The organism is Nocardia arthritidis (assembly GCF_011801145.1).
Classification (GTDB): domain Bacteria; phylum Actinomycetota; class Actinomycetes; order Mycobacteriales; family Mycobacteriaceae; genus Nocardia; species Nocardia arthritidis_A.
On the sequence record NZ_CP046172.1, the window covers coordinates 4,075,909 to 4,098,343 of the forward strand.

At 65.2% G+C, this 22,435-nt stretch carries 18 protein-coding genes; 11 read left to right on the plus strand and 7 right to left on the minus strand.

The genetic code is table 11. The features are described 5' to 3' along the window. The first annotated feature begins 96 nt into the window (after positions 1 to 96). The 7 genes from F5544_RS18360 to F5544_RS18390 all read left to right on the plus strand — a co-directional run bounded on the left by F5544_RS18360 (position 97) and on the right by F5544_RS18390 (position 7,757). Positions 97 to 651 carry an ArsR/SmtB family transcription factor gene (locus F5544_RS18360; protein WP_167474312.1) on the plus strand — a complete coding sequence of 185 codons (555 nt, stop codon included), beginning with the start codon at positions 97 to 99 and terminating at the stop codon, positions 649 to 651. 23 nt (positions 652 to 674) lie between these two features. Further along, entirely contained in the window at positions 675 to 2,051 is a 1,377-nt protein-coding gene (locus F5544_RS18365) for an alpha/beta hydrolase family protein (RefSeq protein WP_167474313.1), read from the plus strand. Between the two features lie 216 nt (positions 2,052 to 2,267). Then, positions 2,268 to 3,626, plus strand: a complete 1,359-nt coding sequence (locus F5544_RS18370; protein WP_167474314.1) for a glycosyltransferase — start codon at positions 2,268 to 2,270, stop codon at positions 3,624 to 3,626. Beyond that, the gene (locus F5544_RS18375) at positions 3,619 to 4,317 is read left to right on the plus strand and encodes a PIG-L deacetylase family protein (RefSeq protein WP_238847313.1); all 699 of its coding nucleotides are present in this window, start codon (positions 3,619 to 3,621) and stop codon (positions 4,315 to 4,317) included. Before F5544_RS18370 ends, F5544_RS18375 begins: the two co-directional genes overlap by 8 nt. After that, a complete protein-coding gene (locus F5544_RS18380; protein ID WP_167474316.1) occupies positions 4,317 to 4,988 on the plus strand; it encodes an HAD-IA family hydrolase in 672 nt (223 codons plus the stop codon). The genes F5544_RS18375 and F5544_RS18380 overlap by 1 nt, the downstream gene beginning before the upstream one ends. A 334-nt stretch (positions 4,989 to 5,322) precedes the next feature. Then, entirely contained in the window at positions 5,323 to 6,414 is a 1,092-nt protein-coding gene (locus tag F5544_RS18385) for a dihydrodipicolinate synthase family protein (RefSeq protein ID WP_167474317.1), read from the plus strand. Positions 6,415 to 6,722: 308 nt separating this feature from the next. Then, positions 6,723 to 7,757 (plus strand): esterase/lipase family protein, encoded by a 1,035-nt coding sequence (locus F5544_RS18390; RefSeq protein WP_167474318.1) that lies wholly within the window; start codon positions 6,723 to 6,725, stop codon positions 7,755 to 7,757. Positions 7,758 to 7,947: 190 nt separating this feature from the next. Here F5544_RS18390 and F5544_RS18395 read toward each other — a convergent pair whose 3' ends face one another. Beyond that, positions 7,948 to 8,673: a TetR/AcrR family transcriptional regulator gene (locus tag F5544_RS18395; RefSeq protein WP_203217593.1), complete on the minus strand. Its 726-nt coding sequence runs from the start codon at positions 8,671 to 8,673 to the stop codon at positions 7,948 to 7,950. 55 nt (positions 8,674 to 8,728) lie between these two features. Between F5544_RS18395 and F5544_RS18400 the strand changes: the two genes are divergently transcribed. Then, the gene (locus tag F5544_RS18400) at positions 8,729 to 10,090 is read left to right on the plus strand and encodes an FAD-dependent monooxygenase (RefSeq protein WP_167474319.1); all 1,362 of its coding nucleotides are present in this window, start codon (positions 8,729 to 8,731) and stop codon (positions 10,088 to 10,090) included. A 17-nt stretch (positions 10,091 to 10,107) separates the two neighbouring features. Here the strand turns inward: F5544_RS18400 and F5544_RS18405 are convergent, their stop codons facing one another. Beyond that, entirely contained in the window at positions 10,108 to 10,947 is an 840-nt protein-coding gene (locus F5544_RS18405) for an EamA family transporter (protein WP_167474320.1), read from the minus strand. A gap of 508 nt (positions 10,948 to 11,455) precedes the next feature. On the opposite strand from F5544_RS18405, the gene F5544_RS18410 reads away from it, so the two are divergent. Together F5544_RS18410 and F5544_RS18415 are read left to right on the plus strand one after the other, a co-directional pair. Further along, complete coding sequence (locus F5544_RS18410; RefSeq protein WP_167474321.1) at positions 11,456 to 12,757, plus strand: MFS transporter; 1,302 nt, start codon at positions 11,456 to 11,458, stop codon at positions 12,755 to 12,757. A gap of 656 nt (positions 12,758 to 13,413) precedes the next feature. Then, positions 13,414 to 15,606, plus strand: coding sequence for a DNA/RNA helicase domain-containing protein (locus F5544_RS18415; RefSeq protein ID WP_238847314.1), 2,193 nt, complete (start codon positions 13,414 to 13,416; stop codon positions 15,604 to 15,606). Positions 15,607 to 15,963: 357 nt separating this feature from the next. Here F5544_RS18415 and F5544_RS18420 read toward each other — a convergent pair whose 3' ends face one another. From F5544_RS18420 to F5544_RS18435, 4 genes are read right to left on the minus strand one after another with little or no spacing between them, the layout of a single operon-like run. Beyond that, positions 15,964 to 17,565, minus strand: coding sequence for an AMP-binding protein (locus F5544_RS18420; RefSeq protein WP_203217594.1), 1,602 nt, complete (start codon positions 17,563 to 17,565; stop codon positions 15,964 to 15,966). Then, complete coding sequence (locus tag F5544_RS18425) at positions 17,562 to 17,738, minus strand: hypothetical protein (RefSeq protein ID WP_167474323.1); 177 nt, start codon at positions 17,736 to 17,738, stop codon at positions 17,562 to 17,564. Before F5544_RS18425 ends, F5544_RS18420 begins: the two co-directional genes overlap by 4 nt. Then, positions 17,735 to 19,003, minus strand: coding sequence for an aromatic ring-hydroxylating dioxygenase subunit alpha (locus F5544_RS18430; protein ID WP_167474324.1), 1,269 nt, complete (start codon positions 19,001 to 19,003; stop codon positions 17,735 to 17,737). Before F5544_RS18430 ends, F5544_RS18425 begins: the two co-directional genes overlap by 4 nt. Before the next feature lies 1 nt (position 19,004). Beyond that, complete coding sequence (locus F5544_RS18435; protein WP_203217595.1) at positions 19,005 to 20,699, minus strand: aromatic amino acid ammonia-lyase; 1,695 nt, start codon at positions 20,697 to 20,699, stop codon at positions 19,005 to 19,007. Positions 20,700 to 20,909: 210 nt separating this feature from the next. Here F5544_RS18435 and F5544_RS18440 point away from each other — a divergent pair, with 210 nt between their 5' ends. After that, positions 20,910 to 21,863 (plus strand): LysR family transcriptional regulator, encoded by a 954-nt coding sequence (locus tag F5544_RS18440; RefSeq protein WP_167474325.1) that lies wholly within the window; start codon positions 20,910 to 20,912, stop codon positions 21,861 to 21,863. A 35-nt stretch (positions 21,864 to 21,898) separates the two neighbouring features. On the opposite strand, the gene F5544_RS18445 is transcribed toward F5544_RS18440, so the two are convergent. Then, complete coding sequence (locus tag F5544_RS18445; protein WP_238847315.1) at positions 21,899 to 22,381, minus strand: YbaK/EbsC family protein; 483 nt, start codon at positions 22,379 to 22,381, stop codon at positions 21,899 to 21,901. Positions 22,382 to 22,435 lie beyond the last annotated feature (54 nt).

A 22,435-nucleotide genomic window follows, 5' to 3' on the forward strand; every position in this document is an offset into this window, starting at 1 on the left:
TTTCGACTAAGCCCGTTCCCGGTTTCGGCAACACCGCCTCGGCGGGTGTGCAAAGAGTCTTTGCAAAGAGTCTTTGCATGATCTAGCCTGGCTGGCGTGGCCGATCATCCCGCCCCCCGCACGATTACCGATGTCGCCGTGCTGCGGCTGCTCGCGCATCCACTGCGCCGTCGCATCGAGGAACAATTGCGCGGCGGGCCGGTCACCGCGACCACCCTTGCCCAAGCCCTCGGCGAAAGCAGTGGGCTCACCAGCTATCACCTGCGACAACTCGCCAAACACGGCTTCGTCGAAGAGGTTCCGGAGCTGGCCACCGGAAAGGAACGCTGGTGGCGCGCCGTGCCCGGCGACCGCCGCTGGCCGCCCTACACCGAGCAGACTCCCGAAATGCGGGAGGCCAGTGCGGAAATGAGCCGCAACAACCTCGCCGAACTCGTCGAACTCTATGAGCGATTCGAACGGCAAGCACCCGAGCTCGGGGCGTGGGCCGACGCATTTCTGTTCTCCCGCGCGACAATTCGCGTCGACCTGGCGCGATTGCGCGAATTCTTCGAGGAATACATCCGGCTCGTCCAGCGCTACGGCGCCGACGATGCCGCCGAGGAGCCGAAAACCGTGTTGCTGCGGCTGTTCAGCTTCCCCGAAGCCTGAATTGACCTGAAAGGCAACTGAATATGCGCTCCCTTCGCCCACTTCTGCTGGCATCGGTGCTGTTCACCGTTCTCCTCGCCCCGGCGGCCGCGGCCGAACCCGCGCCGGCGGCGCAGAGCACGGACGTCACGTTCACCGGTGGCGGCGGGACGACCCTGCACGGCAGCGTGATCGCCTCGGCCGCAACACCTTCCGGTGCACCCGGCATCGTCCTGGTCGGCGGCGCCGGATCCGGGCCGCGCACGGAATATCTCGCCGAGGCCCGCGCCTTCGCGGCGGCCGGGATCACCGCATTGATCTACGACAAACGAACCACGGGCTACTCACGCACCCACCGCGACTTCGACCTGCTCGCCGACGACGCCCTCGCCGCGGTCGAAACCCTGCGCCACACACCGGGAGTGCGAGCCGATCAGGTAGGGCTGTGGGGATTCAGCGAGGGCGGGTGGGTCGCACCGGCGGTCGCCGCGCGATCCGCCGACGTCGCATTCCTGATAACCCTCGGAGCCCCCGGGTTCACGCCATTGCGCACGCAGACCTGGAGCCTGGCCGAAACCCTTCGCCACCACGGCGATACCGGTCCGCTCGCCGGGGTCGTCGCGGGGCCCGCCGCCCGATTGCTCGGCGAGACCGGGGCGTTCCCCGAAGCCGCATTCGATCCGCTACCGGGATTGCGCGGCGTGCACGTCCCGGTGCTGGCGCTGTGGGGAGCTCGGGACGTACAGGTACCGCCTGCGGAAAGCGCTGCGGTGCTGCGGGATTCGCTGACCGCATCCCCTTCGGTGACCATCCGCTTCGTCGCGGGCGGCGCCCACAACGGGCGCTCGACCACCGACGGCTTCGACCGGCCGGGCGCCGCGGCGGGTCCGGGCGCGCCGCGCGGGGCCTTCGCTCCCGGCTACCTCGACACGATGACCGGATGGGTGAACCAGGTCGCGAACGCCGCCGCACCGGTTTCGTCGGCGGAACCGGTTCCGGCGCAGGCGCGTTCGAGTACCGACCCGGGCCACGGTTGGTGGGCCTCGGCGTGGGTCCAGTTGGTGGTGTTCGCCGCCGTGCTGGCCGGATTCCTCGCATCCCTGTTCATGAACCGCCGCCTCGGATCGGCTCGGCCGTCGGCGCTGTTCGGGTTGCTCTCCCTGGTCGCGACCGTGGTGTATGTGGAGTCGATCCTCGCCCAGTCCGCGCGGACCGTCGGCCCGGTGGTCGCGGGCCGGCCGCTCATCTGGCTGATCCTGCAGGGTCTCGCGATACTCACCGTCGCGCTGCTGGCCGTCACCGCGGCCGCGGCGGTGCGCGACCGGGCCGCGGCATCGCGCGCCGGGCTCGTCGTTCTGCTCGCCGCCGGGTCCGCCTGGCTGGCTTGGGCCATCACCTGGGGCCTGTTCGCCATTCGATGAAACGAGTCGACCATGTTGTGCGCCTTGGGTTCCGGCGCGCCGGTGGGCAAAGCCATCGATAGTGACGGGTTGCCGAGATCGCTGAACGGGAGAACGGTGGTAATTGCGCACGGGGGAGGGCGAGATCTCCGGACGAAAGCGAGTGTCGCGGACCCGCCGTCGCCCTGTTCGCGACGAAAGTGGAACCAGCGCAACACTGGAACATCCAGGGTGAGCATGTATGGCATCAGGCTGGCCGGAGCCGAACCGGCGGACATTCGGGGGATCGCCACCACACCGACCGGCACCGAGCGGTGTGGCACGTCGAGTCTGCCCGACCATTTATTGCCCGGCATCGTAGTTTTGAACGAGCGCTACTTCCCGGAGAACGAGTTGGCCGCCGCGCGGGTCGGCGCGACCTCGTTCGCCCGTTCGGTGCTGCGCTGCCTGCGGCGTGCCGAGCTGTTCGCCGGGATGATCCTGTACCGGCGCGACGAGACGTCCGACGAACCCGTGCTCGAGACGGTGTACCGGTCGGGCATCACCTGCATCGTGCTGAGGTTTCATTTCGGCATGAGTGAGCGCGCGGTGCGCGCCGCCATCGCCGAGGCCGCCGACCGGCTGCTCGCCGGCTACGGATGGGACGGCCACGGGGTGCTCTGCTACCAGACCGACGTGCTGCTCCGGTTCCATCCCGATGAGCTCATCTGCTGTGTCACCCACCACGGGCCGTTCGTGCACGACGTCGTCGGTACGTTCTCGGCGCAGGAGACCGGCCGCGCCTTCGGCGGGGCGACGAAGGCGCTGCATCTGCTCGAACAGCAGGAGCGCGGTCTGGCCAGGGTCCGGGAAAACGCGAATATGTATGTGCTGCAACACTCGTTCCTGCAGCGCTCGTATCTGATCGACCGGGGCGTCGACGACCGGCGCATCTTCGCCTTGCGGCCACCGATATCCGTTCCCGCCGCCCCGGCGCCCATGCGGTCGGCCGAACTGGCCGCGTTTGTCGCCGATGCCGGGCTGCTGCTCTGCACCGCGGTGGCCCGGTTGGACCACTTCAAGAATGTCGAGCTGCTCATCGATGCCGGTATCCGCCTCTGCGCCAAAGGAATACCGATCCGGATACTGGTGGCCGGCGGCGGAGACAACGAACAGTCCGTGCGCGCGGAATTGGCGAACCGGGTGCCGAGGGAGTACGCCGAGCAATTCATGGCGGTCCCCAAACTCACCAAACCCGAACTCTATTCGCTGTTCCGGCAGGCACGGCGCAACGGCATCTTCGTTTGCCCGTCCCGCTACGAGACCCTCGGCATAACTCCGTTGGAAGCCGCGCTGAGCGGTGTCTGCACATTGATCGCGGACTCCGAAAAAGTCGAGGCCGCACGGCTTTTCCCATCGACGTACCGCTTCGACCCCACGGTGGACGGCCTCGCGAAGGCGATCGAGCGCATCCACCGCAACCCCCGCCCGCCCGAAGCGATCGGCGCGCAACTGCGGCGGGCCGTCGCCGCGGAGGTCTCCGAGGAGAACTTCCGGCGCGATCTGCTGCGGGCGTGGGGTCAATTCGCCCTCGACACTCGGGGATCCGATGACTGATCGACGAGATCCGATGCGCGTCAGCGTGTTCGCACCCCATCCCGACGACGAGACGATCGGGTGCGGCGGCTGCATCCTCAAGCACGCGCGATCCGGCAACGAGGTGGCCGTGCACTATCTCACCAGCGGTGATGCCGGAAATCTGCGGTACACGCGGGCCGACCTCGGCGCCATCCGGGAAAAGGAGGCCATGGCCGCCACCCGGGCACTCGGCGTCGTCCGGGTCGATTTCCTGCGCCAACCCGACAGCCTGCTCACCGAAAACGCCGAATTGCTCGGGGCGATCGTGAATTCGATCCGGGACTGGCGTCCCCATCTCGTCTATCTGCCGCACGAGCACGACGACCATCACGACCACATCGCGGCCCACCGACTGGTATTGAAGGCCGTCAATATCGCTGCGGGCCCGTGGCTTCCGGAATCGGCGGGTCAACCGTGGACGGTGCGGACCATCCTGGGCTACGAGGTGTGGTCGCCGATCTCGCGACCCGGCTACCTGGAGGACACCACCGAATTCATCGACCGACAACTATCGGTGATCGACAATTACGCCTCGCAACTCGACGATATCCCCTACGAGCAGTTCATCCTCGGCCTCAATCGATACCGGGGCGCCAGGCTGGGGCGAGGCAGGACCGCGGAGGCGTTCCAGGTCCTACGCATGTCCGCATCCGTAACGGGAAGCGACTGATGCGCCCTTCGTACGCCGCCATCCTCTTCGACGTCGACGGCACCCTGGTCGATTCCCGCGCGGCGACCGAACGCACCTGGCGGACCTGGGCGCAGTCCTACGGCCTGGATCCCGCGCACGTTCTCCGAATCTGTCACGGCCGCCGCACCGAGGACACCGTCGCCGCGCTGCTACCGCCGCCCGAACGCACCCGAGCGATGGAACGCCTTGACGCGCAAGAGATCCGCGACCTGACCGATATCGTCCCCATGCCCGGCGCGCAACGCCTCCTCGGTCGATTACGCGACTTCCCATGGGCCCTCGTCACCTCATGCACCGCCCCGCTGCTGCGCGCCCGAATGTCCGCCGCCCACATACCGCTCCCCGATGTGGTCGTAACCGCCGACGACGTCCGCGACGGCAAACCGGACCCCACAGGCTACCTACTGGCGGCCGACGCGCTCGGCGTCCGCGCCGCAGACTGCCTCGTAATCGAGGACGCACCCGCAGGCATCGAAGCCGGCCTACGCGCCGGCGCCACCGTCCTCGCCATCACCACCACCCACGACGCATCGGACCTCCGCGCCGCCCATGTCATCGCACCCTCGCTCGACTGGGTGACGGTCGCCCACGGCCCGGACGGAGTCGTCGTGGGACTACGCCAGCCCTTCGAGCCTCGCAGGACCAGGTAATGCCGTTGGCGGGCAATCACATACGGCTACTTGTTGTTTCGCGGGCGATTGGTGAGGTGTCGACCGTACTGCCACGGTGACGGCGCAGTGTGAATGGCTGCAGCAGCCCCGCTATGCGGTTCGTCGATCAATACCGGCCTGCTGTGTCGGGATCGGCACGGCCGAACGGTAATCCCCATCGGAAGCAGATTCACCTATTCGGAAGCCGTTGTGCATCAGCGATTGTCGTCCGGGCTCGGGCGAAAAGTGTTAGCTTCTCGTGGATTGCTTTTCGGGGAGGAGTCTGTGTGGCGCATCTGGTTTCGTGGACTGTACCGGTCCCACGGTACCGGCCATGACCGGCCGACTGCTGGACTTCACCGGATCCCTCGTCGCGCTCGTGACGCCGTTCAACGCCGACGGCGGCATCGACTACGGCGCACTGTCGGAACTCGTTGCGCTGCACGAGGAGTCGGGCACCTCGGGCCTGTTCTTCCTCGGTGTTGCGGGAGAGGGCGCCACCCTGAGCGACGCCGAATTCGCGGAGTTCGTGCGACGGGTGCTCGAACCCCGCAGGCGCATCCCACATCTCATCGGTTGCACGGGTCGATACACCCGTGATGCGATCGATCGGGTGGCGCTCGCCGCCGAATACGGTGCTGACGGAGCCATTCTCACCGTTCCCGCGAATATGGGTCCGGACCAGGCGCAGGCGGCGAGCTACTTCCGCGAGGTCGCCGACCACAGCGCCATACCGATCGGCACGTTCAACAACCCCGCGCGGCTGATCACCGACCTCGACACGGCGACCCTGCTCGAGATCTTCGAGCATCCGGCGATCGAATTGCACAAGGAGGGGTCACCGCGGACCGGGCAGATCGGCGAAATCCTCGCCGCGCGTCCGAAGGTGTGCTTCCTGGCCGACGACAGCCCCGAACAGGACATCCTGGTGACCGCGATGTCCCTCGGAGCGCGCGGAATCGCCAACGCCACAGGCAATCTCGTGCCAGGCGAACTCGCGGCCCTCGCGCGGCCGTGGACGTCCACGACCGATCTGGATACCTTCCGCGCGCTATTTCCGGGTGCTGCCCCTGATCAACTTCCTTTACGGCTACCGGAGTCCGATCGGCATCAAATCGCTGATGAACGCGGTGGGATTGCCCGGCGGGCATCTGCGCCGACCGCTGAGCCCGCTGTCGGACACCCAGGTACAAGCCGGTGTGGACTTGATGAAGGCCCTGTCCGACGCGGTCGCCGACTGACCCATGGCGACGCCGCACACCCTGTCCCGGCTGCTTCCGGAGGGTGGGCCCAGCCGGGTGCTCGCCGCCACCGTGCTGGTGAATATGACCGCGGCGTCGGCTTCGCACTCTGTGGAGCGGTTGTCCCGACGGCCATCCGCTGGGCGGAACGACATCGACCCGCCGAAGTCGGGCGCACGGTGTGATCGTCATCACGAACCGACGGGATCGCTCGGGCCCGGGTCGAATAGGACAGCAGCAGATTCTCGCTGCGCTGAAACCTGATGGTGTAGGGCGATATCGGGCCGACAAGAGTCGGTGTCGAAATATGTTGCCGGGCATGCGAATTCAGAAGTATGCACACGCAGTCGCGTCTAGGCGGCTTGAAACAGACCGATTTTCTCCGGTCTGTACGGTCACCGCTCGCGATACGGTGTTTTCAGCGGCGAACATGGGGCGGTATTCGGTGGCGGGCACGGAAATATGTCGGGCGATCTGTTGATAGGACGAGGTAATGGGCGATATGACCCTGGTGCTGGTGCACGGGTTCTTCTCGAACGAGCGGACCTGGGATCGGTTCGCCGACGTGCTCGGCGCCGACCAGGAGTTCGGTAAATCATTGGTGGTCAAGCGATTCGGCTATACGACCCCGGTGCTGCGGGTGAGCCCGCTGCGGCGGATACCGGACCTGGGGGATATAGCGTCGAGCCTGCGCGGCTGGCTGCGCGACGAGGCGGCGCGGGGTCCCGTTTTGATCGTGTCGCACAGCATGGGCGGCCTTGTCACGCAGCGCTTTCTGGCCGATCGCCTGCGTGCGGGGCGGCTCGACGAACTGGCGAATATCGCCGGAGTCGTCATGTTCGCCTGCCCGAATCAAGGGTCGGAGATCTTCGGCGCGCTGCGGCGATCGATGCCGTGGTGGCGCCATCCCCAGGAGCGTCAATTGCGTCCGCTCAATGCGGAAGTGACCGAGGCGCAACAGGTTGTCATCGAACGGGTCGTCCACTCGGCGACCGCGAAAGTGCCGGGAGTGCCGATACCGATCTGGGCGTTCGCGGGCGATTCCGATCGGGTTGTCCGATCACGTTCGGCCACTTTCGTTTTCGACGACGAGCGAAGTTTCACGCTACCCGGCGACCACTCGTCGATCATCCGTCCGGACTCGGCCGCGCATCGCAGCTACGCGGCATTACGAAGGGCGGTGAACGAAGCGGCGCAATTGTTCACCGAACGAGAAACCGCAAAGTCAAGCACCGGAACCGGGGCGATTCCGGCGAGTGGGGCGAATGCCGCCGCCCCGAAGGGAATCGGCGCCACCCAGTCGATCACGAACAGCACGATCGGGGCAGATGCCGTGCAGCTGGCCGATATCCACGGTGACGTCGACGTCGTCAGGGCGCCTTCTGCGCCGCCGCCGGCGGGTACGCTGCCCGACCGTAGGGGCTCCGTGCCACCTCCGCCGACCGGATCCCAGTCGGTGCACGAATCATGGATCGGAGGATCGGTCTATCAGGTCGACGGAGTCGGTGGCGACGTGACCTTGGAATAGTGAAAGTCCTACCGGCCGTCAGCATTTCACCTCGATGATCCAACCGTGGGGAAAGCGCCGTCCGAGGTCGGGAATTGCCCACTCCGCAACGCCGATGAACGCGAGCCGAATGGTGTCACGGTCGGCCCTCCGCGTCGAATCCGATGCCGCGCTTGCCGATTCGATTACCGTTCGAGGTCGGTCTCGGCCTTTACCGGCGTGGGCGTTCGCGCGCTCGGCGCATGCCGGTGGCGTAGCCGTCGAGTAGCCGGTCCAGTCCATGTCGGAAGCCGCGTTCGGCGCGGTCCGCCGCATGCGGTTCGTTGGCGTCGAGCCAGGCTTTGGTGACCAGGGGGAATCGTCCGCTGTCGATGATCGTCCGGGCGTACGCGTCATGGGCGGCCATCCAGGTGTCGAGGTCTTGGCCGGACCGCAGTGTCGCCGCTCGCTCCGCCAATTCGCGAACCGCGTAACCCTGCACGTACGCGTCCATCGACTCGACGATGACGATCATTTCGTCGATCGAGAGCCCCCACCCGTCGACCGCGCGTAACCCGCGCTCCTGCAAGGCCAATCCGTGCGGCCCGACGGCCGGCCGGCCGGACAGTGACGCCATCCAGGGGTGGTCGAGGATCAGTGCTCGTTTCCACGATGCCAGCAGGGTGAGGTCGCGGCGCCAGTGTTGGGTGGGCCGCGGTAGCGGCACCGATCCCAATACCTGGTCGACCATCAGGTCGAACAGGTCGTCCTTCGAGGTCACATAGCGGTAGAGGGAGGTCGTTCCGGTCCCCAGCTCGGCGGCGACCCGTCGCATGGATACGGCTTCCAGGCCCTCGGCGTCGGCGATGCGCACGCACGAGGCCGCGAGCTCGTCCCGGCTGTGTGCCGGTTTCGGCCCGCGTGCCGCCCGCTCCGGTCGCATCCAAATGACATCCACTGCGAACAGTGTAGCCTGGTTTCATAACTGCGAACACTGTGCCCGGGAGAACCTGATGGATGTCATTGTTGTGGGAGCGGGTCCGGTCGGAATGCTCCTCGCCGCCGAACTGAAGCTGGCGGGCGCCGATCCGCTGGTGATCGAAAAACATGACGGCCCTTCGGGTCAGCCGCGCGCCAGGGGTATTGGTCCGCTGGCGACCGAGGCGCTGGTGCGCCGCGGCCTCGGCGCCGAACTGGCCGAACATGACGAGAAAGGACGCGCGGACAAGCTTCGCGATCACGGCAGCGCGAAGGGCCACTTCGCCTCGATCTTCAAGATCGACCAGGACGCCCAGGAAGAACCCGACCGCCGCTTCACGCTGATCTGGCAGGCGGAACTGGAGAAAGTCCTCCTTCGGTACGCACGCGGCCTCGGCGTCGAAATCCGTTACGGCACAGAGCTGACCGAACTGCACCAGGATGCCGACGGCGTCACCGCCAACGAGCTTCGCGCGGACTATCTCGTGGGCTGCGACGGCGGCCGCAGCACGGTCCGCAGGCTCGCCGGCTTCGAATTCCCTGGCACACCACCGCTGATGACCGTGCGCCGGGTCGTCGCCCAGGTCACCGGCGAGCTACCGCAACCAGGGCGACTCGACAACGGCACGTTCTACTACAGCGGCGGTACGGTCGCCACCTTCGATTTCGACGATCACGACCGCCATGACGGCCCGATCACGGCCGAAGAGATGCAAGCCAGCATCAAACGGGTGACGGGCGCCGATGTGACGGTGATGAACGTGGGTGATGGGCTACGGTTCACCGACCAAGCGCGCCAGGTCACCGATTACCGTCGCGGCCGCGTATTCCTGGCCGGCGACGCCGCGCATGTCCACTCGCCGAGTGGTGGTCAGGGCCTGAATCTCGGCCTGATGGATGCGGTGAACCTCGGTTGGAAACTTGCCAACGGCCGGGACGGCCTACTCGACACATATCACCTCGAGCGCCACCCCGTCGGCGCCGCGGTCCTGCACAACACCCGCGCGCAATCCGCACTGCTGCGACCCGGCCCGCACACCGACGCGCTGCGCGACATCATCTCCGACCTCATGGACATTCCAGCGGTCGTGCGGTACTTCGGCCGAATGACATCCGGCCTCGATACCCGCCATGACCTGCCGTATCCCATCGACCACCCGCTGGCCGGGACATACTGTCCCGACCTGCATCTCACCTACGCCGACGGCAGGCGTGGCAGGTTATCCGATCTGACCCGCACCGGCGGACTGGTGCAGATCGGTCCGCCGGACATCGTCTCGACCGGCCGCGGGGATCTGGCCGCCGCGCTGATCCGCCCCGACGGCGTCGTCGCCTGGGCAGTCGCACCGGGCGGCTCGTACGAGACGTTGGCCGCCGCGCGCAGCACTTGGGAATGACCTACGTCGTTGTGAATTCACGGCAAGGCCAGTAGTGCGATGGCGGTGGCGGCGCCGAGGAGGCCTGCGGTCTGGCGTCGGTTGACGCGCTCGCGCAGGAAGATCAGCGCCAGCAGCACTGGGATGGCCGGGTATAGGGCGGCCAAGACGGTGGCGACGGCCATCAATTGTTGGTGTGTGGCAATCCAATACAGGATTATCGCGACGCTGCCGATCGCTCCGGCGCCGGCGGCCGCGCATCCCCAGCCTGCGGGCATTCGTCTATTGCTGACGGTGGCCAGGACCAAGCTCATGATCACCAGCACCGAAACCACGCGGCTCACCACGACGGGCCAGAGCCCGGCCGACAACGGAATTCGTGTCATGCCGAGGAATTGGACGGCGAATCCCACACCGGCGATCAGTGAGTCGCGCACCGCCGATGGCCCGGTGACGTGTCCGGTTGTGGCCGGTCCGGCGGAGATCAGCCAAATCGCAGGCAGCGCAACGACAATGCCGAGCAGTCCGGTCCAGCCCGGGTGTTCGCCGAGTACGGTCAGCCCGATCAGGACGGGGATCGCGACGGCGCCGACATCGCTGATCGGCACCACCACGCTGAACGCGCCCGAACTCATCGCACGATAGAGGAACGCCACCCCGACTCCCGTTCCGGCGCCGGACAGCGCTCCCCAGCCGACGGCGGATATCGTCGCCGGGCCGTGCTGCCACAGCAGGGCGGCGATGATGGCGATCGCGGTGCCGCCCAACTGGGCATACAGCGACACCACCATCCCCGGCGCGCGGCGCGCGGCCAGCCCGCTGACGAAATGGGTGATGCCGAAGCACCCGGCCGCCGACAGCGCCATCAGCTCACCCATTACCGGCCGCTCGCCGGACCGAACAACCGGAGGCGGCTCTCTTTTCCGCTATGAATCTGCCTGTGGCGCATACGCATTCCCCTCTGTGCCGGATTCGAGAACGGTCAACCGTCGGCGATCGACGATCACCGAACGATCGTGAAGTTTCGATGGAGGTATGCCCACCGGCTTCGGGTTCGAAGCCCGGTCGCACACGGGAGCGCGCCGCAATTCCATACCGCCCAGCTGCTATCCGCCGACACACTCCCGGATCACACCGTGCCCCAGGCGGATTCATCTTGACCGGCCGAGGAGCCCCTGCAATCGGCTGGCGCGGGTGCCGCACTGGTTGAAAGCCGTGCTCGGGAAACCGCGCTGGGATTAATCAGGAAAGGAGGTTACTCAGCTCGAATTGTCTTCGCCGCCAACACATGCCAGAGCCACCGGCGCGGCTCATGAGGCGCCGTTGTGCGGGGATTCGGCGGTGGTGGGGTAGGGTGTTGGGCACGAGGCTAGACTTGGGGGGCAAATGCGTTGGGGCGCAACGAATGTCCTGCGAGACCGCAATGCGCGATTGTATCTGGGTGGGGTGATCGTCTCCGGATTCGGCGACACGGCGATGATGCTGGCCGCCGGAATCTGGGTGAAGACGCTCACCGGTTCCAACAGCCTTGCCGCACTGGTCGGGTTCTGTGTCTGGGCGCCGACCATCGCCGGGCCCGTGCTCGGCATCGTGGCCGACCGGGTGCCGCGTCGCCGGCTGCTGGTCGGCACCAACCTGGCACTCGCCGTGGTCATGACCGCACTGCTGACAGTGCGCACATCTGGACACGTGTGGCTGCTGTTCGCCGTGCTGCTGGTGGTCGGTATCGGCATGGTGATCACCGATGCGGCCGAGACGGCATTGGTGGCCACCGCGATCGCTCCGGAACTGCGCGGCGACTTCAACGGTCTGGTGCGCACGGCCATCGAAAGTATGAAACTGGTTGCGCCCCTTGCCGGAGCGGCGCTGTTCACCACGATCGGCGGGCCTGCGGTGGCACTGGTGGACGCGGTCACCTTCATGATGGCCGCGGCGGCGTTCCGGCTGCTGCGCGTCCCACGGCACAACCCGACCGTGCGCACCCGACGGTGGCGGACATCCGAAAGCGCGGGCATCCGGCTGCGGGACCGACGCGTCAGGCCGCGCACGCGGACCCGGTGGACGGCCGATACCGCCGACGGGATTCGCTATCTGTGGCGGCAACCCGAGTCGCGGGCGATCGTCGTCTCGGCGGGGTTCGCGATTATGCTGGCCAGCCTCAGCAGTACCGCCACCTACGCGATGCTGGACTCGGGGCTGCACCAGTCTCCGGCATTCGCCGGAGTCCTGATGCCGGTGCAGGGGATGGGTTCGATCGTCAGCGGACTGGCGGCCGGTGCGCTGATGCGCCGGACGTCCGAGCGCAGCTTCGCAACGGCCGGGCTTGTCGTATTCGCCCTCGGTGTTCTCGCGCGGGCCACGCCGTGGCTGCCGGTCGTGCTCGGCGGCAGTCTGCTGATCGGGCTGGGCCTGCCGTGCCCACTGGTCGCGGCTATGACCGTCATCCAACAGCGCACCCCGCACGCCCTGCTCGGACGCGTGGGCGCGACAGCAAACACGATCATGTTCGCCCCCAACGGCTTTGCGCTGCTTGGCGGTTCGGCGCTGGTAGCCGTGCTCGACTACCGAATGCAGACGATCACCGCAGGACTGCTCGCCCTGACCATCGCGACCCTCTTGGCCCGGACCACAACACGTCGAAACACCACGACGGCAGCAATATCCACCTCAGACATCGATGTGGTCTGATCGTCGAATTCGGAACAGAACTCGCTGAGCTGGTGCTGGGCCTGGATTCCGGCGCCGACGACTACCTGGCCAATCCGTTCGATTTCGCCGAGCCAGCCGCTCGCGTGCGCGCGGTGTCGTGCCACCCGGTGACGGCCGGCGGTGCGGAGCTCGCCGTCGGGGATGTGCGGCTCGATATGGCGACTCGGCGGGTGTGGTGCGCGGAGGTGCTGACCCCGTTGACCCCCAAGGAATTCGCCGTGCTCCATTTCCTGATGCAGCGCGGCCGGCGAGGTGGTCAGCCGCATTGGCCGGCGGCACCCTCGAAGCCCGACATGATCGGTCGACAGGTGAGGCGTCCGGAGGTGCGCTCGACGTCGACGAGTGTGTGTCGTGCTACACAGTGCGTGGCAGGGAGGTTAGTATCATTAGCTGTCTGTATCTCGCTATCGAGATGGATATCTGTTGGCTGCTAAGAACTTTCGTGCTTCGGGGGTGGCGTGACGAGACATTTTTATCGGTCTACGGCAAGGGAAGTACTCACCACGCCCTCACTGTCAGCAGTCATCACAACGCAGCTGAGTCGGAGGGCCCAGCCAGTAGAGCAAAGAGGGTGGGACGCTAGCCTGCCACGTCTTGCTGAGATCCTGGTTGATGCCGGACTGCCTCTGGTCGACATGCTCATCGAATATCCCCTGCCGGGATCGAGCTACCGGGCCGATGTGGTGCTCGCTGGAGTGCACCCGGTCACCGGTGCTGCCAACTACGTCGTAGTTGAACACAAGCAGTGGAGCGAAGCTCAGCTGGCGTGGAACAGCGATCGGATCGTGCGGTCGCGTCAGTTGCGTGGAGACCACATGCACCCAGTCGATCAGGTTCGGGGGTACTGCAACTATCTAAGGCAGTCAATGGTTCTGCTTCACGACCGGCCTGAAGCGATACACGGTGTCGCTTATCTATACAACGCGACCCGGCAGTCAGTGAGTGCACTGTTCGCGCGGGTACAGGATGACCTGGGGCGAATGTTCACGGGTGATCAGTACGATGAATTCATAGCGTATTTGCGTTCCCAATTCGCACCCGCTCCCGGCGCTGCGGCCGCAGACCTAATTATTGCCAGTGAGATTCGGCACAGGAAGACGTTATCTGTCCGGTTCGCCGTTGACGATCCCTGGATGGTTGCCGAGCGCTCCCTTCCTGACAGCCTAAAGCTCGCTTATGAGAGCGTCATGAATCGGATCAGGCTGGTGTCTACCTCGACACATAAGAGCGTCATACTTGTGACCGGCGGTCCCGGCAGCGGGAGGAGCCTGATTGCTGTTTCGCTTCTTGCCGAACTGTACAGAGCCGGGCGGCGAGTGCGTTACGCATCAGGTTCTTCGGCTGTCATCGAAACGATGCGTAAATTTCGCTGTGCGCAATCACCGGAGCTCAGGAAACTGTTCACTTACTATAAGCAATACGCTGCAGTCGAGCCGAACGCACTTGATGTGCTGATCTGCGATGAGGCGCATGGTATTCGTCGGACATCGGCAAATCGCTTCAGCCAGCGAGGGTATACTACCGAACGGCCCCAAATTGACGAGTTGATGACTGCAGCACGGGTGCCGATTTTTCTTTTGGATGAGCACGAGATTGTTCGCCCCGATCAGGTCGGGACAGTCGACTTAATCATGGACCATGCGGCTCGATCAGGATTTCCGGTATTTCATATCAAGCTTGACGGGCAGTTCAGAGTCGGCGGTAGTGCGGCATTTGACGAGTGGGTTTTGCGCTTGCTCGGCATACGGGCGGGAGGTCCGACAGTTTGGACGGGCGATGACTTCGAGGTACGCGTGGCGCGTTCACCGCAGGAGATGGAGGACTTTCTTCGTATCAAACACAATCAAGGGGAAACGGCTCGAATGGCGGCGGGGTACTGTTGGCCGTGGAGTGATACACGAGATGACGGGTCTCTTGTGTCCGACATTGTCATCGGCGACTGGTCGAAGCCGTGGAACAAGAGAGACAACCGAATTACTGGCAGTGCGCCACCTGCGACGTTGTGGGCAACTGACCCTCGTGGCTTTGAGCAAATCGGCTGTGTCTATACCGTGCAAGGGTTCGAGTTCGACTGGGCTGGCGTAATCATAGGGCCAGATATAGCAATCGACAGCCAACACTTAACGGTAACAAGGGAGTTTAACGTCGATCCGGGGTTGAAGGGTTCTAAGGAAAATCCGATTTTGGACGAGGACTTCGAGGCCCTCGTGCGCAATGTTTACAAGGTGTTGTTGACTCGCGGGATGCGTGGGGTAGTCATATACGCTGTTGATTCGGAAACGCAGGACTTCCTTACCGGCTTGGTCGGCCCGGGTCGTTCGATGCGTATACGTGAAACTGACACATCGAAGTCGGCGTGGGCTCCTCAGGGAAGTAGGGTGCAGAAGGCGCTTGTCTCACTGTCTGAGAACATTCCTGACTTTGGGCAGGCTTTTCTGTGTCATTCGTCTGGCGACAAGGCGGCAGTTCGGGATTTATATCAAAAGCTTCTCCGCGAGGGATTTCGACCATGGTTGGACGTGGAGGAACTTATACCAGGTCAGGATTGGGAGTACGAAATTCGTCAGGCTATCGAGTCGTCAGACGTGGTAGTCGTATGTCTATCCGAGAGTTCCATTACGAAGACAGGTTTCGTCCAGAAGGAGATTTCAATCGCTCTAGACGCCGCCGAGAGAAGGCCAGAAGGTGAGATTTACCTTATCCCTACCCGGTTGGAACCATGCTCAATTCCGCGTCGGCTCTCACGTTGGCATCGGGTGGATTTGTTCGACAGCGACGGCTACGGCCGTCTAACGGAAGCGATCCGTAGAGCGGCTCGCGGGCGGTAGGTTGGATGCGGTGCGGGCGCAGCCCGTTCCGCGAACTGAGGATGACATTGTGCACTGGGTAGGTATGACTTTAGAGATCCTGACGATCGGCAACGAGGAAAGTCCTACGGACATCCGAGACGCATCCCATCTCTTATCCGGAGCGCCTACACGAAATCTGCATGGCAGCGCCCTGCCAGCACCCTCGGGCCTGAACGCCATCCTGCCTAGTGACTTTGGAGTCTCTGTGAACACGTGCTGCATATAAGAAGTGAATGAGTCGGCGGCAGCGCTTTTTGTGGCCGAGTTGTTATCCGTCCAGGACGCATCGCATCCTTTCGCGCCGGCGGCCGCCTTTGGAATCCTGCCGTTTACGAGCTATACCCTCGTGGCCCTGCGGCGCAGTTCGGCTCTGTCGATTTTGCCTGTTGTCGTGCGGGGGATCGAGGGCAGAACGGTGACGGTACGCGGGTGCTCGTAGCGCGAGAGGCGATCGGTCAGCAGTTCGGTGAGGTCGTCGACCGCGAGCGTCTCGGCGGTGAGCACGATGTAGGCCGCCAGCGCCATTGTTCCGGATTCTGCTGGATATCCCACGACGGCCGCTTCGGTGACAACCGGATGGCTCAGCAGCACCGCCTCGACCTCGGCCGGGACGACATTGCAGCCATCGATGCTGATGGCGTCGTCGGTGCGGCCACGCATCCAGAAGTAGCCGTCGGAGTCGCGGCGGCAGAGGTCGCCGGTCAGCGTCCAGCCGTCTCGAATCGCGGTGAGTTGGCGCGGGTGGTTCAGATAGCGGCATCCGGTAGGGCCTCGTACCGCGAGCTGCCCTATTTCCCCGTCCTGGCATGGGTGACCGTTCTCGTCGACGACCCGGGCCTGATAGCCGGGTACCGGTAATCCGGTGGAACCAGGGCGGATTCGGTCTTCGGTGGCGCCGAGCACGCCGTTGGTCAATTCGGTCGCGCCCATTATGTCGATGATTTTTCGTCCAGTTCTGTCGTGCCATGTGTGCCACAGGGATTGGTCCAGGTGCTCGCCACCGGACACGTAACGACGAGGGGCACAAGGAATCTCGGTGTCCGGCAGGCCGACTCCGGCCCGGTAGCCGGACGGCGTGGTGAGTACGACATCTGCCCGGTGGCGGGCGCAGGCGTCGAACAGCGACTCGGGACCGGAGTCGTCGGACAGCAGCGACGCGGCACCGAATCGCAACGGCGACAACACAAGTCCGCCGAGGCCATAGGTCAGGGCCATACTCCGATTGCAGGCGACGAGGTCGTCGGGTCGTAGCCGCAGGAGATGGCGGCCGACGGTGTCGCCGACGGCGAGCAGATCGCGGTGAAAATGCAGAGATGCCTTCGGATTACCGGTGGTTCCGGAGCTGATCAGGATGAGCGCGACATCGTCGGCGGCCAGATCCGTTCTCGGACAACCGATAGGATGCCGCGTCAGGCGCCGACGCAGTTCGTCGGTATATTCGAGGACCGGCACACCGGCACCGTGGAGCGCGTCCAGGCTGTCGGCATCGCACAGCGCGGCCGACGGGTCGACCGCATCGACGATCGAGTTCAGTTCATGGCCGCGCACGATGGGTGGCAGCGGCACCGCGACCGCGCCGGCCTCGAGAATCGCCAGCAGACAGGCGATGAACCAGGGCGAGTTCGCGCCCATCAGCAGCACACGATTGCCGGATACGACTCGCAGGTCGTCGTGGAGCACGTGTGCGATCTGGTTGGCGCGGGCCAGCAGCTCCGCGTAGCTCCATACCGCGGATTCGGTGACGATCGCGCGGCGCGCCCGCCCGTACCGTGCCGCGGTGTCATCGAGCAAGGCGGTGGCGGCGTTGAATTGCTTCGGATATCGCAGGTGCGGCGAGGTGTGGATCAGGTCCGGCCATGGGCGCACCGCGAGCGCGTGGCGTCGGGTGAACCTGTCCACGTGCATCGACGGTGTCAGATTCGGGGCGTTGTCGGTCATGCGGGCAGCGCCTCGGAGACGATCACGCGATGCACGTCACCGATGTCGGAAGTTCGCCCGCAGCCGGTGCACCAGCAGCAGAACCAACGCTCGTCACGAGCCCAGAATTCTTGCACCAGTGCCGAATTCGGATATCTTCGCCCGCACCACGGGCAGTAGGTCGGCGTCGTCATGAGACCGCCTCCGCGAGGTCCGATCCCAGATCCAGCCCGACTTCGCCGTAGCGGCGGGCGATTTCGGCGCGCCGCGGGCTGAATCGGGGGTATGCCGCGGACAGGAAGTCGCGGACGAAATCGATGCCGGATCCGAACTTCTCGATCTCCTGTGGGATATCGATGATCTCATCGGCGCCGCGGTGCACGCCGAGCGGATCACGTCCTTCCGCGACGGCGGTCATGGCTTGGAAATACATGCGGCGCAACAGGATAATCCCGCGATCGACGGTTCCGAGGTGTTCCTTGGAGCGATCGGCGATCCGGCCCTGGGTCACCCAGGCCATGATGTCTTGGCCCTCGACGTGATCCACGCGATGTTCACCGTTGGGCCAGCGCCACGGCACCTCGAATGACGCGATCGGGCCGGGGTCGGGCACCGGCAAACCGCCGGGGCGCCACGCGGTATACCACAGCACCCAGGTGTTCTCGTCATCGATGGGCACCCGTAAGTGATAGTGCGAGCTACCACCGCCCCCGAGCCGGAGCATGTGCGGAAAGATCAGCGGGTGCCCGATCGACCAGTCGTCGGCGTCGGCCCCTTGGCCGTGCAGTTGACGGCGCATGAGGATGCCGTGCTCGAATTCCTCGAACGCCACTTCGCGATTGAGCTTGGCGAAGGTCGCCGGGATGCGCACCGCATGGCCGCGATCGGCCATCCACCGGCTGTACCGTCCGTGCAACCAGGCCACGTGATCGAGGTCGACCGCGTTCTCCATGATCTGCACGAAATTGCAAGGCACCGTTGCGTATCCGATGTCGCGGATGGCGTCGTCCCAGCAGAACAGGTCGTAGCGCGGCAGGGTCGGCGCCGGTTCGGGCCCCAGATACGCGAAGACCAGACCGCCCAATTCCCTTGCGGGATAGGCCCTCGCGGTGACCCGGTGCGCGAAGGTGGATTCGTCGGGTTCGCCGGGTTGCTCCAAACAGGTTCCGGTGCCGTCGAAAAGCCATCCGTGATACGGGCATCGCAACCCGTTCGCTTCGACGATCCCGTGGGAGAGCGCGGCGCCCCGATGGGGACAGCGATCCTCCAGCACGTGCACGCTGCCGTCGGTGAGCCGGTAGAGGACGAGGTTCTCGCCGAGCAGCCGCACCTTGCGCACCTCGGGTGCCGGGAGGTCGGCGGAGATGGCGACCGGCCACCAGTAGCGTCGCAGCAGCTCGCCCATCGCGGTGCCCGCGCCGAAGCGGGTGAGCAGCTCGTTGCGTTCCGTCGAAAGCATCTCAGACCTCCTCGATGCTCACGCGCCGCAGCTCGCCGGATCGGATGAGTTCGACCAAGGCCGCGATATCGGTGTCCGATCGCCGATCCGCGTCCAGGAACGCGACGCGCTTGCGGACCGCGCGAAACGCCGCCAGCGTGCCGCGTCCGAGCCGCTCGTGCCCACGCAATTCGACGGCCTGGCACAGTGCCGCCAGGTGAATCGCGGTGATGTTCTGCACCAATTCGACGATCGTGCGCGCATCGCGGGCGGCGATGGTACCCATGCTGACCTTGTCCTGGTTGTGTGCCTCGGTGGACCGGGAGAACACTGTCGCCGGAGCGGCCAGCTTGAGCGCCTCGGCCGTGAGCGCCGAACAAGCCAGCTGCATACCTTTGAATCCGTGGTGCAGCCCCGCCTGATAGTCGTCGTCGGCGAAGCGTGGAATGAGGTTCGGCGTCAGCCCGCGGTTGAACTTCTCGTCGACGATGAGCGCGAGCTGCCGGTCCAGGAGATCGCCGACGCTGGCCACCGCGACCTTGAGACTGTCCATCGCCTGCCCGACGTGCCCGCCGTAGAAGTTCCCGCCGTTGTACACACTCTGCGTGTCGACATCGAACAGGGGATTGTCGTTGGTGGAGTTGATTTCGGTATGCAGCCACGGGCGCACCCAGTCCAGCGTGTCCAGCAGAACACCGGTGACATGGGGTGCGCAGCGGATCGAATAGCGATCCTGAATCGGATGGGTCAGCTGGACGTATCCCTGGTCGCCGAGCTCCGGATTCTCCGCCAGCACCTGAGGTTGGTCGCGGCACAGTTGCGATCCGGCCAGCAGTGCGCGAATGCGCGCGGCGCTGCGCAGCTGGCCGGGATGCGGTTTCTGCGTGTGGATCACCGCCTCGAAATGACCGCGATTGCCCAGCAGCGCCTCGACCGCCAGCGCGGTGCACACATCGGCCGCCGCGGCCAGCTCGGTGGCGTCCGCCGCGGCCAGGACGGCGAACCCGGACATGAACGACGTGCCGTTGATCAGCGCGAGAGCTTCCTTGGCCTGCAACACGATCGGTCGCAATCCGGCCTCGGCCAGCGCCCGCTCGGCCGGCCACAGCGTCCCCCGGAACCGGACCTCGCCCGCGCCGGTCAGCATATTCGCCAAGTAGCACAGGGGAACCAGGTCACCGCTCGCACCGACCGAGCCCCGCTCCGGAATGACCGGCAGGACATCGGCATTCAGGCAGTCCAGCAGCAGCCGCACCACCTCGGGCCGGACGCTGGAGTAGCCACGAGCCAGACAGTTGGCGCGAATCAGCATCGTGGCGCGCACCACCTCCGCGGCCGCGTCCGGCCCGGATCCGTTGAGGTGGTAGCGAACCAGGTTGCGCTGCAACTCGATTACCTTGTCCGGGCTGATCTGCCGGATACAGCTGTCGCCGAAGCCGGTGGTGACGCCGTAGATGGGCTGGCGGTCGGCGATGAGCCGGTGCTTGAGCGCGACCGAGTTACGCATCCGCGCGATCGCGCCCTCGTGCAGCCCGGCCCGCCGCTGGCGGGGATTCCTTGCCAGACATACAGTTTCGCCGATGGTCAGGTTGTCCGCACCCACCTCCAGCTCGTCGGGCGCGACGTTTTTCACCATGACCAGCGGCCCGGTGTCGTTGACGGTGCATCGTTTGCTGGTGAAGGGGGCGGTTCGACGAGGTTCCGGGTTCCGTGTCATGGATCAGCCCTTCGCGGAGGAAAGCCGGCCAGATGGTCATCACCGCACGGCGCCGAATTTTGTTGCGCGCCTGCGGGAGATCGTTGCGATACAGATAAAGTGTGTCGGCGCTGGGCAGGTGCGGCCCAATCCCAGGTGGCCATGCCATCAGGGCATGGCCCGGTGTTCGTAAATGGCTTGTCAAGGAGGGTTTTTCACTAGCATCCCGGTATGGAGTTGGAAGTGCGCCACCTACGGATGCTCTGCGCGATCGCGGACCACGGCAGCCTGACCCGGGCCGCCGCGGCGCTCGGCATGTTGCAGCCGGCTCTGACCAGGCAGCTGCAACGCCTCGAACACGGGCTCGGCGGCCCGCTGTTCACCCGCAGCGGTAACGGATCGGTGCCGACGCCGCTGGGTGAATATGTGCTGTCCAGAGCCCGTGCGGTACTGCCCGCACTGGATGGGATCAACAGCGACGCCCTACGCGAGGCGGCCGGCGCCGACATCCCGAGCCGGATCCGCTTCGGTGCGGTGCTCGGGCCGTTGGCCGCTGGGCTGCTGCCACCGTTGCGGCGCCTGCTTCCCGCGGCGGAAATCCGGTTGCTCACCGAACCGTCCAACGCCGTGCTGACCGATCTGGTGGCCGGGGGACGACTGGAGCTCGCGGCGATCCTGGAGTTCCCGGGCTATGAGTTGCCGATGAAGCCCGATATGCGACGGCACGTCATCGCCACCGAACCGGTGTTCGTGCTGCTGCCCGATGACCATCCCGCGGTCGGGTGGCCCGAGGTCTGCCTCGCGGAGCTGGCGCGAGAAGACTGGGTTCTGGAACCGCCCGACGACAACAGATTTCGCGAGTACGTCACGATGGCCTGCCGCGACGCGGGCTTCATGCCGCGTGTGTGCTACGAGGCCGAAGCGGGCAGTTTGACGGATCTGATCAGTAGCGGTCAGGCAATCGGCCTGGGACAGGCCACATTTCGGGTGACCCCGCGGATCGTGGTCAAACCGCTGGCAGGGAACCCACTGTGGGCGAGCCACGCACTGGTCTGGCAGAAATACGGTCCGATCGCCGGGCTCGCACCGAAGCTGATCAGCGCGGCGGAAGAGGTCTACGAGGCTGCGGTGGACCGCAGTCCGACCTTTCTGGAGTGGCGAGACCGCCGAGCCCAACAGTCGTGAGTCGGGCGGAATCCGTTGCTGTTCAACCGGTTTCCTCAGGCGATGATTGGTGCCAGTCTGGGTTCGGCGAGCCGTAGGTAGTCCGCGGTGGCGACGGCGACCGAGCGGTCGAGGCGGGCGGCGTTGAAATACAGCTCGGGCGCGTCGAGCAGGGCCGGGTCGGCGATGACCTCGAGATCGGGATGGTAGCTGACCGGCAGCACGGTACCGCTGACGCTACCGGCCAGTGCCTCGGCCTTCTCCTTGCTCGCGAACGCGACATAAGTGCCGTCGAGCAGTGTTTTGATCGCGTTCAGGTCGAGTCGCGCGTCGCCCGGGACCACTGCCAGCACATGCCGGGTCACCTTCTTGCCGACCTTCACCATGACGATCAGGCATTTGGCCGCATGCGAAATATCGTGTCCGCGTAGGGCGCTCACCAGTTCGGTACGGCCCTCGGGCGCGTGATCGATGATCCGGTACTCCGCACCGCACGCCTCCAGATCGGCGATCAGCCGCCCGTACAAACCACTATCCACCGCTCGACATCCCTTGCGCCTCGGCCAGTTCCAGCAGGAAGGCATTATGGCAAA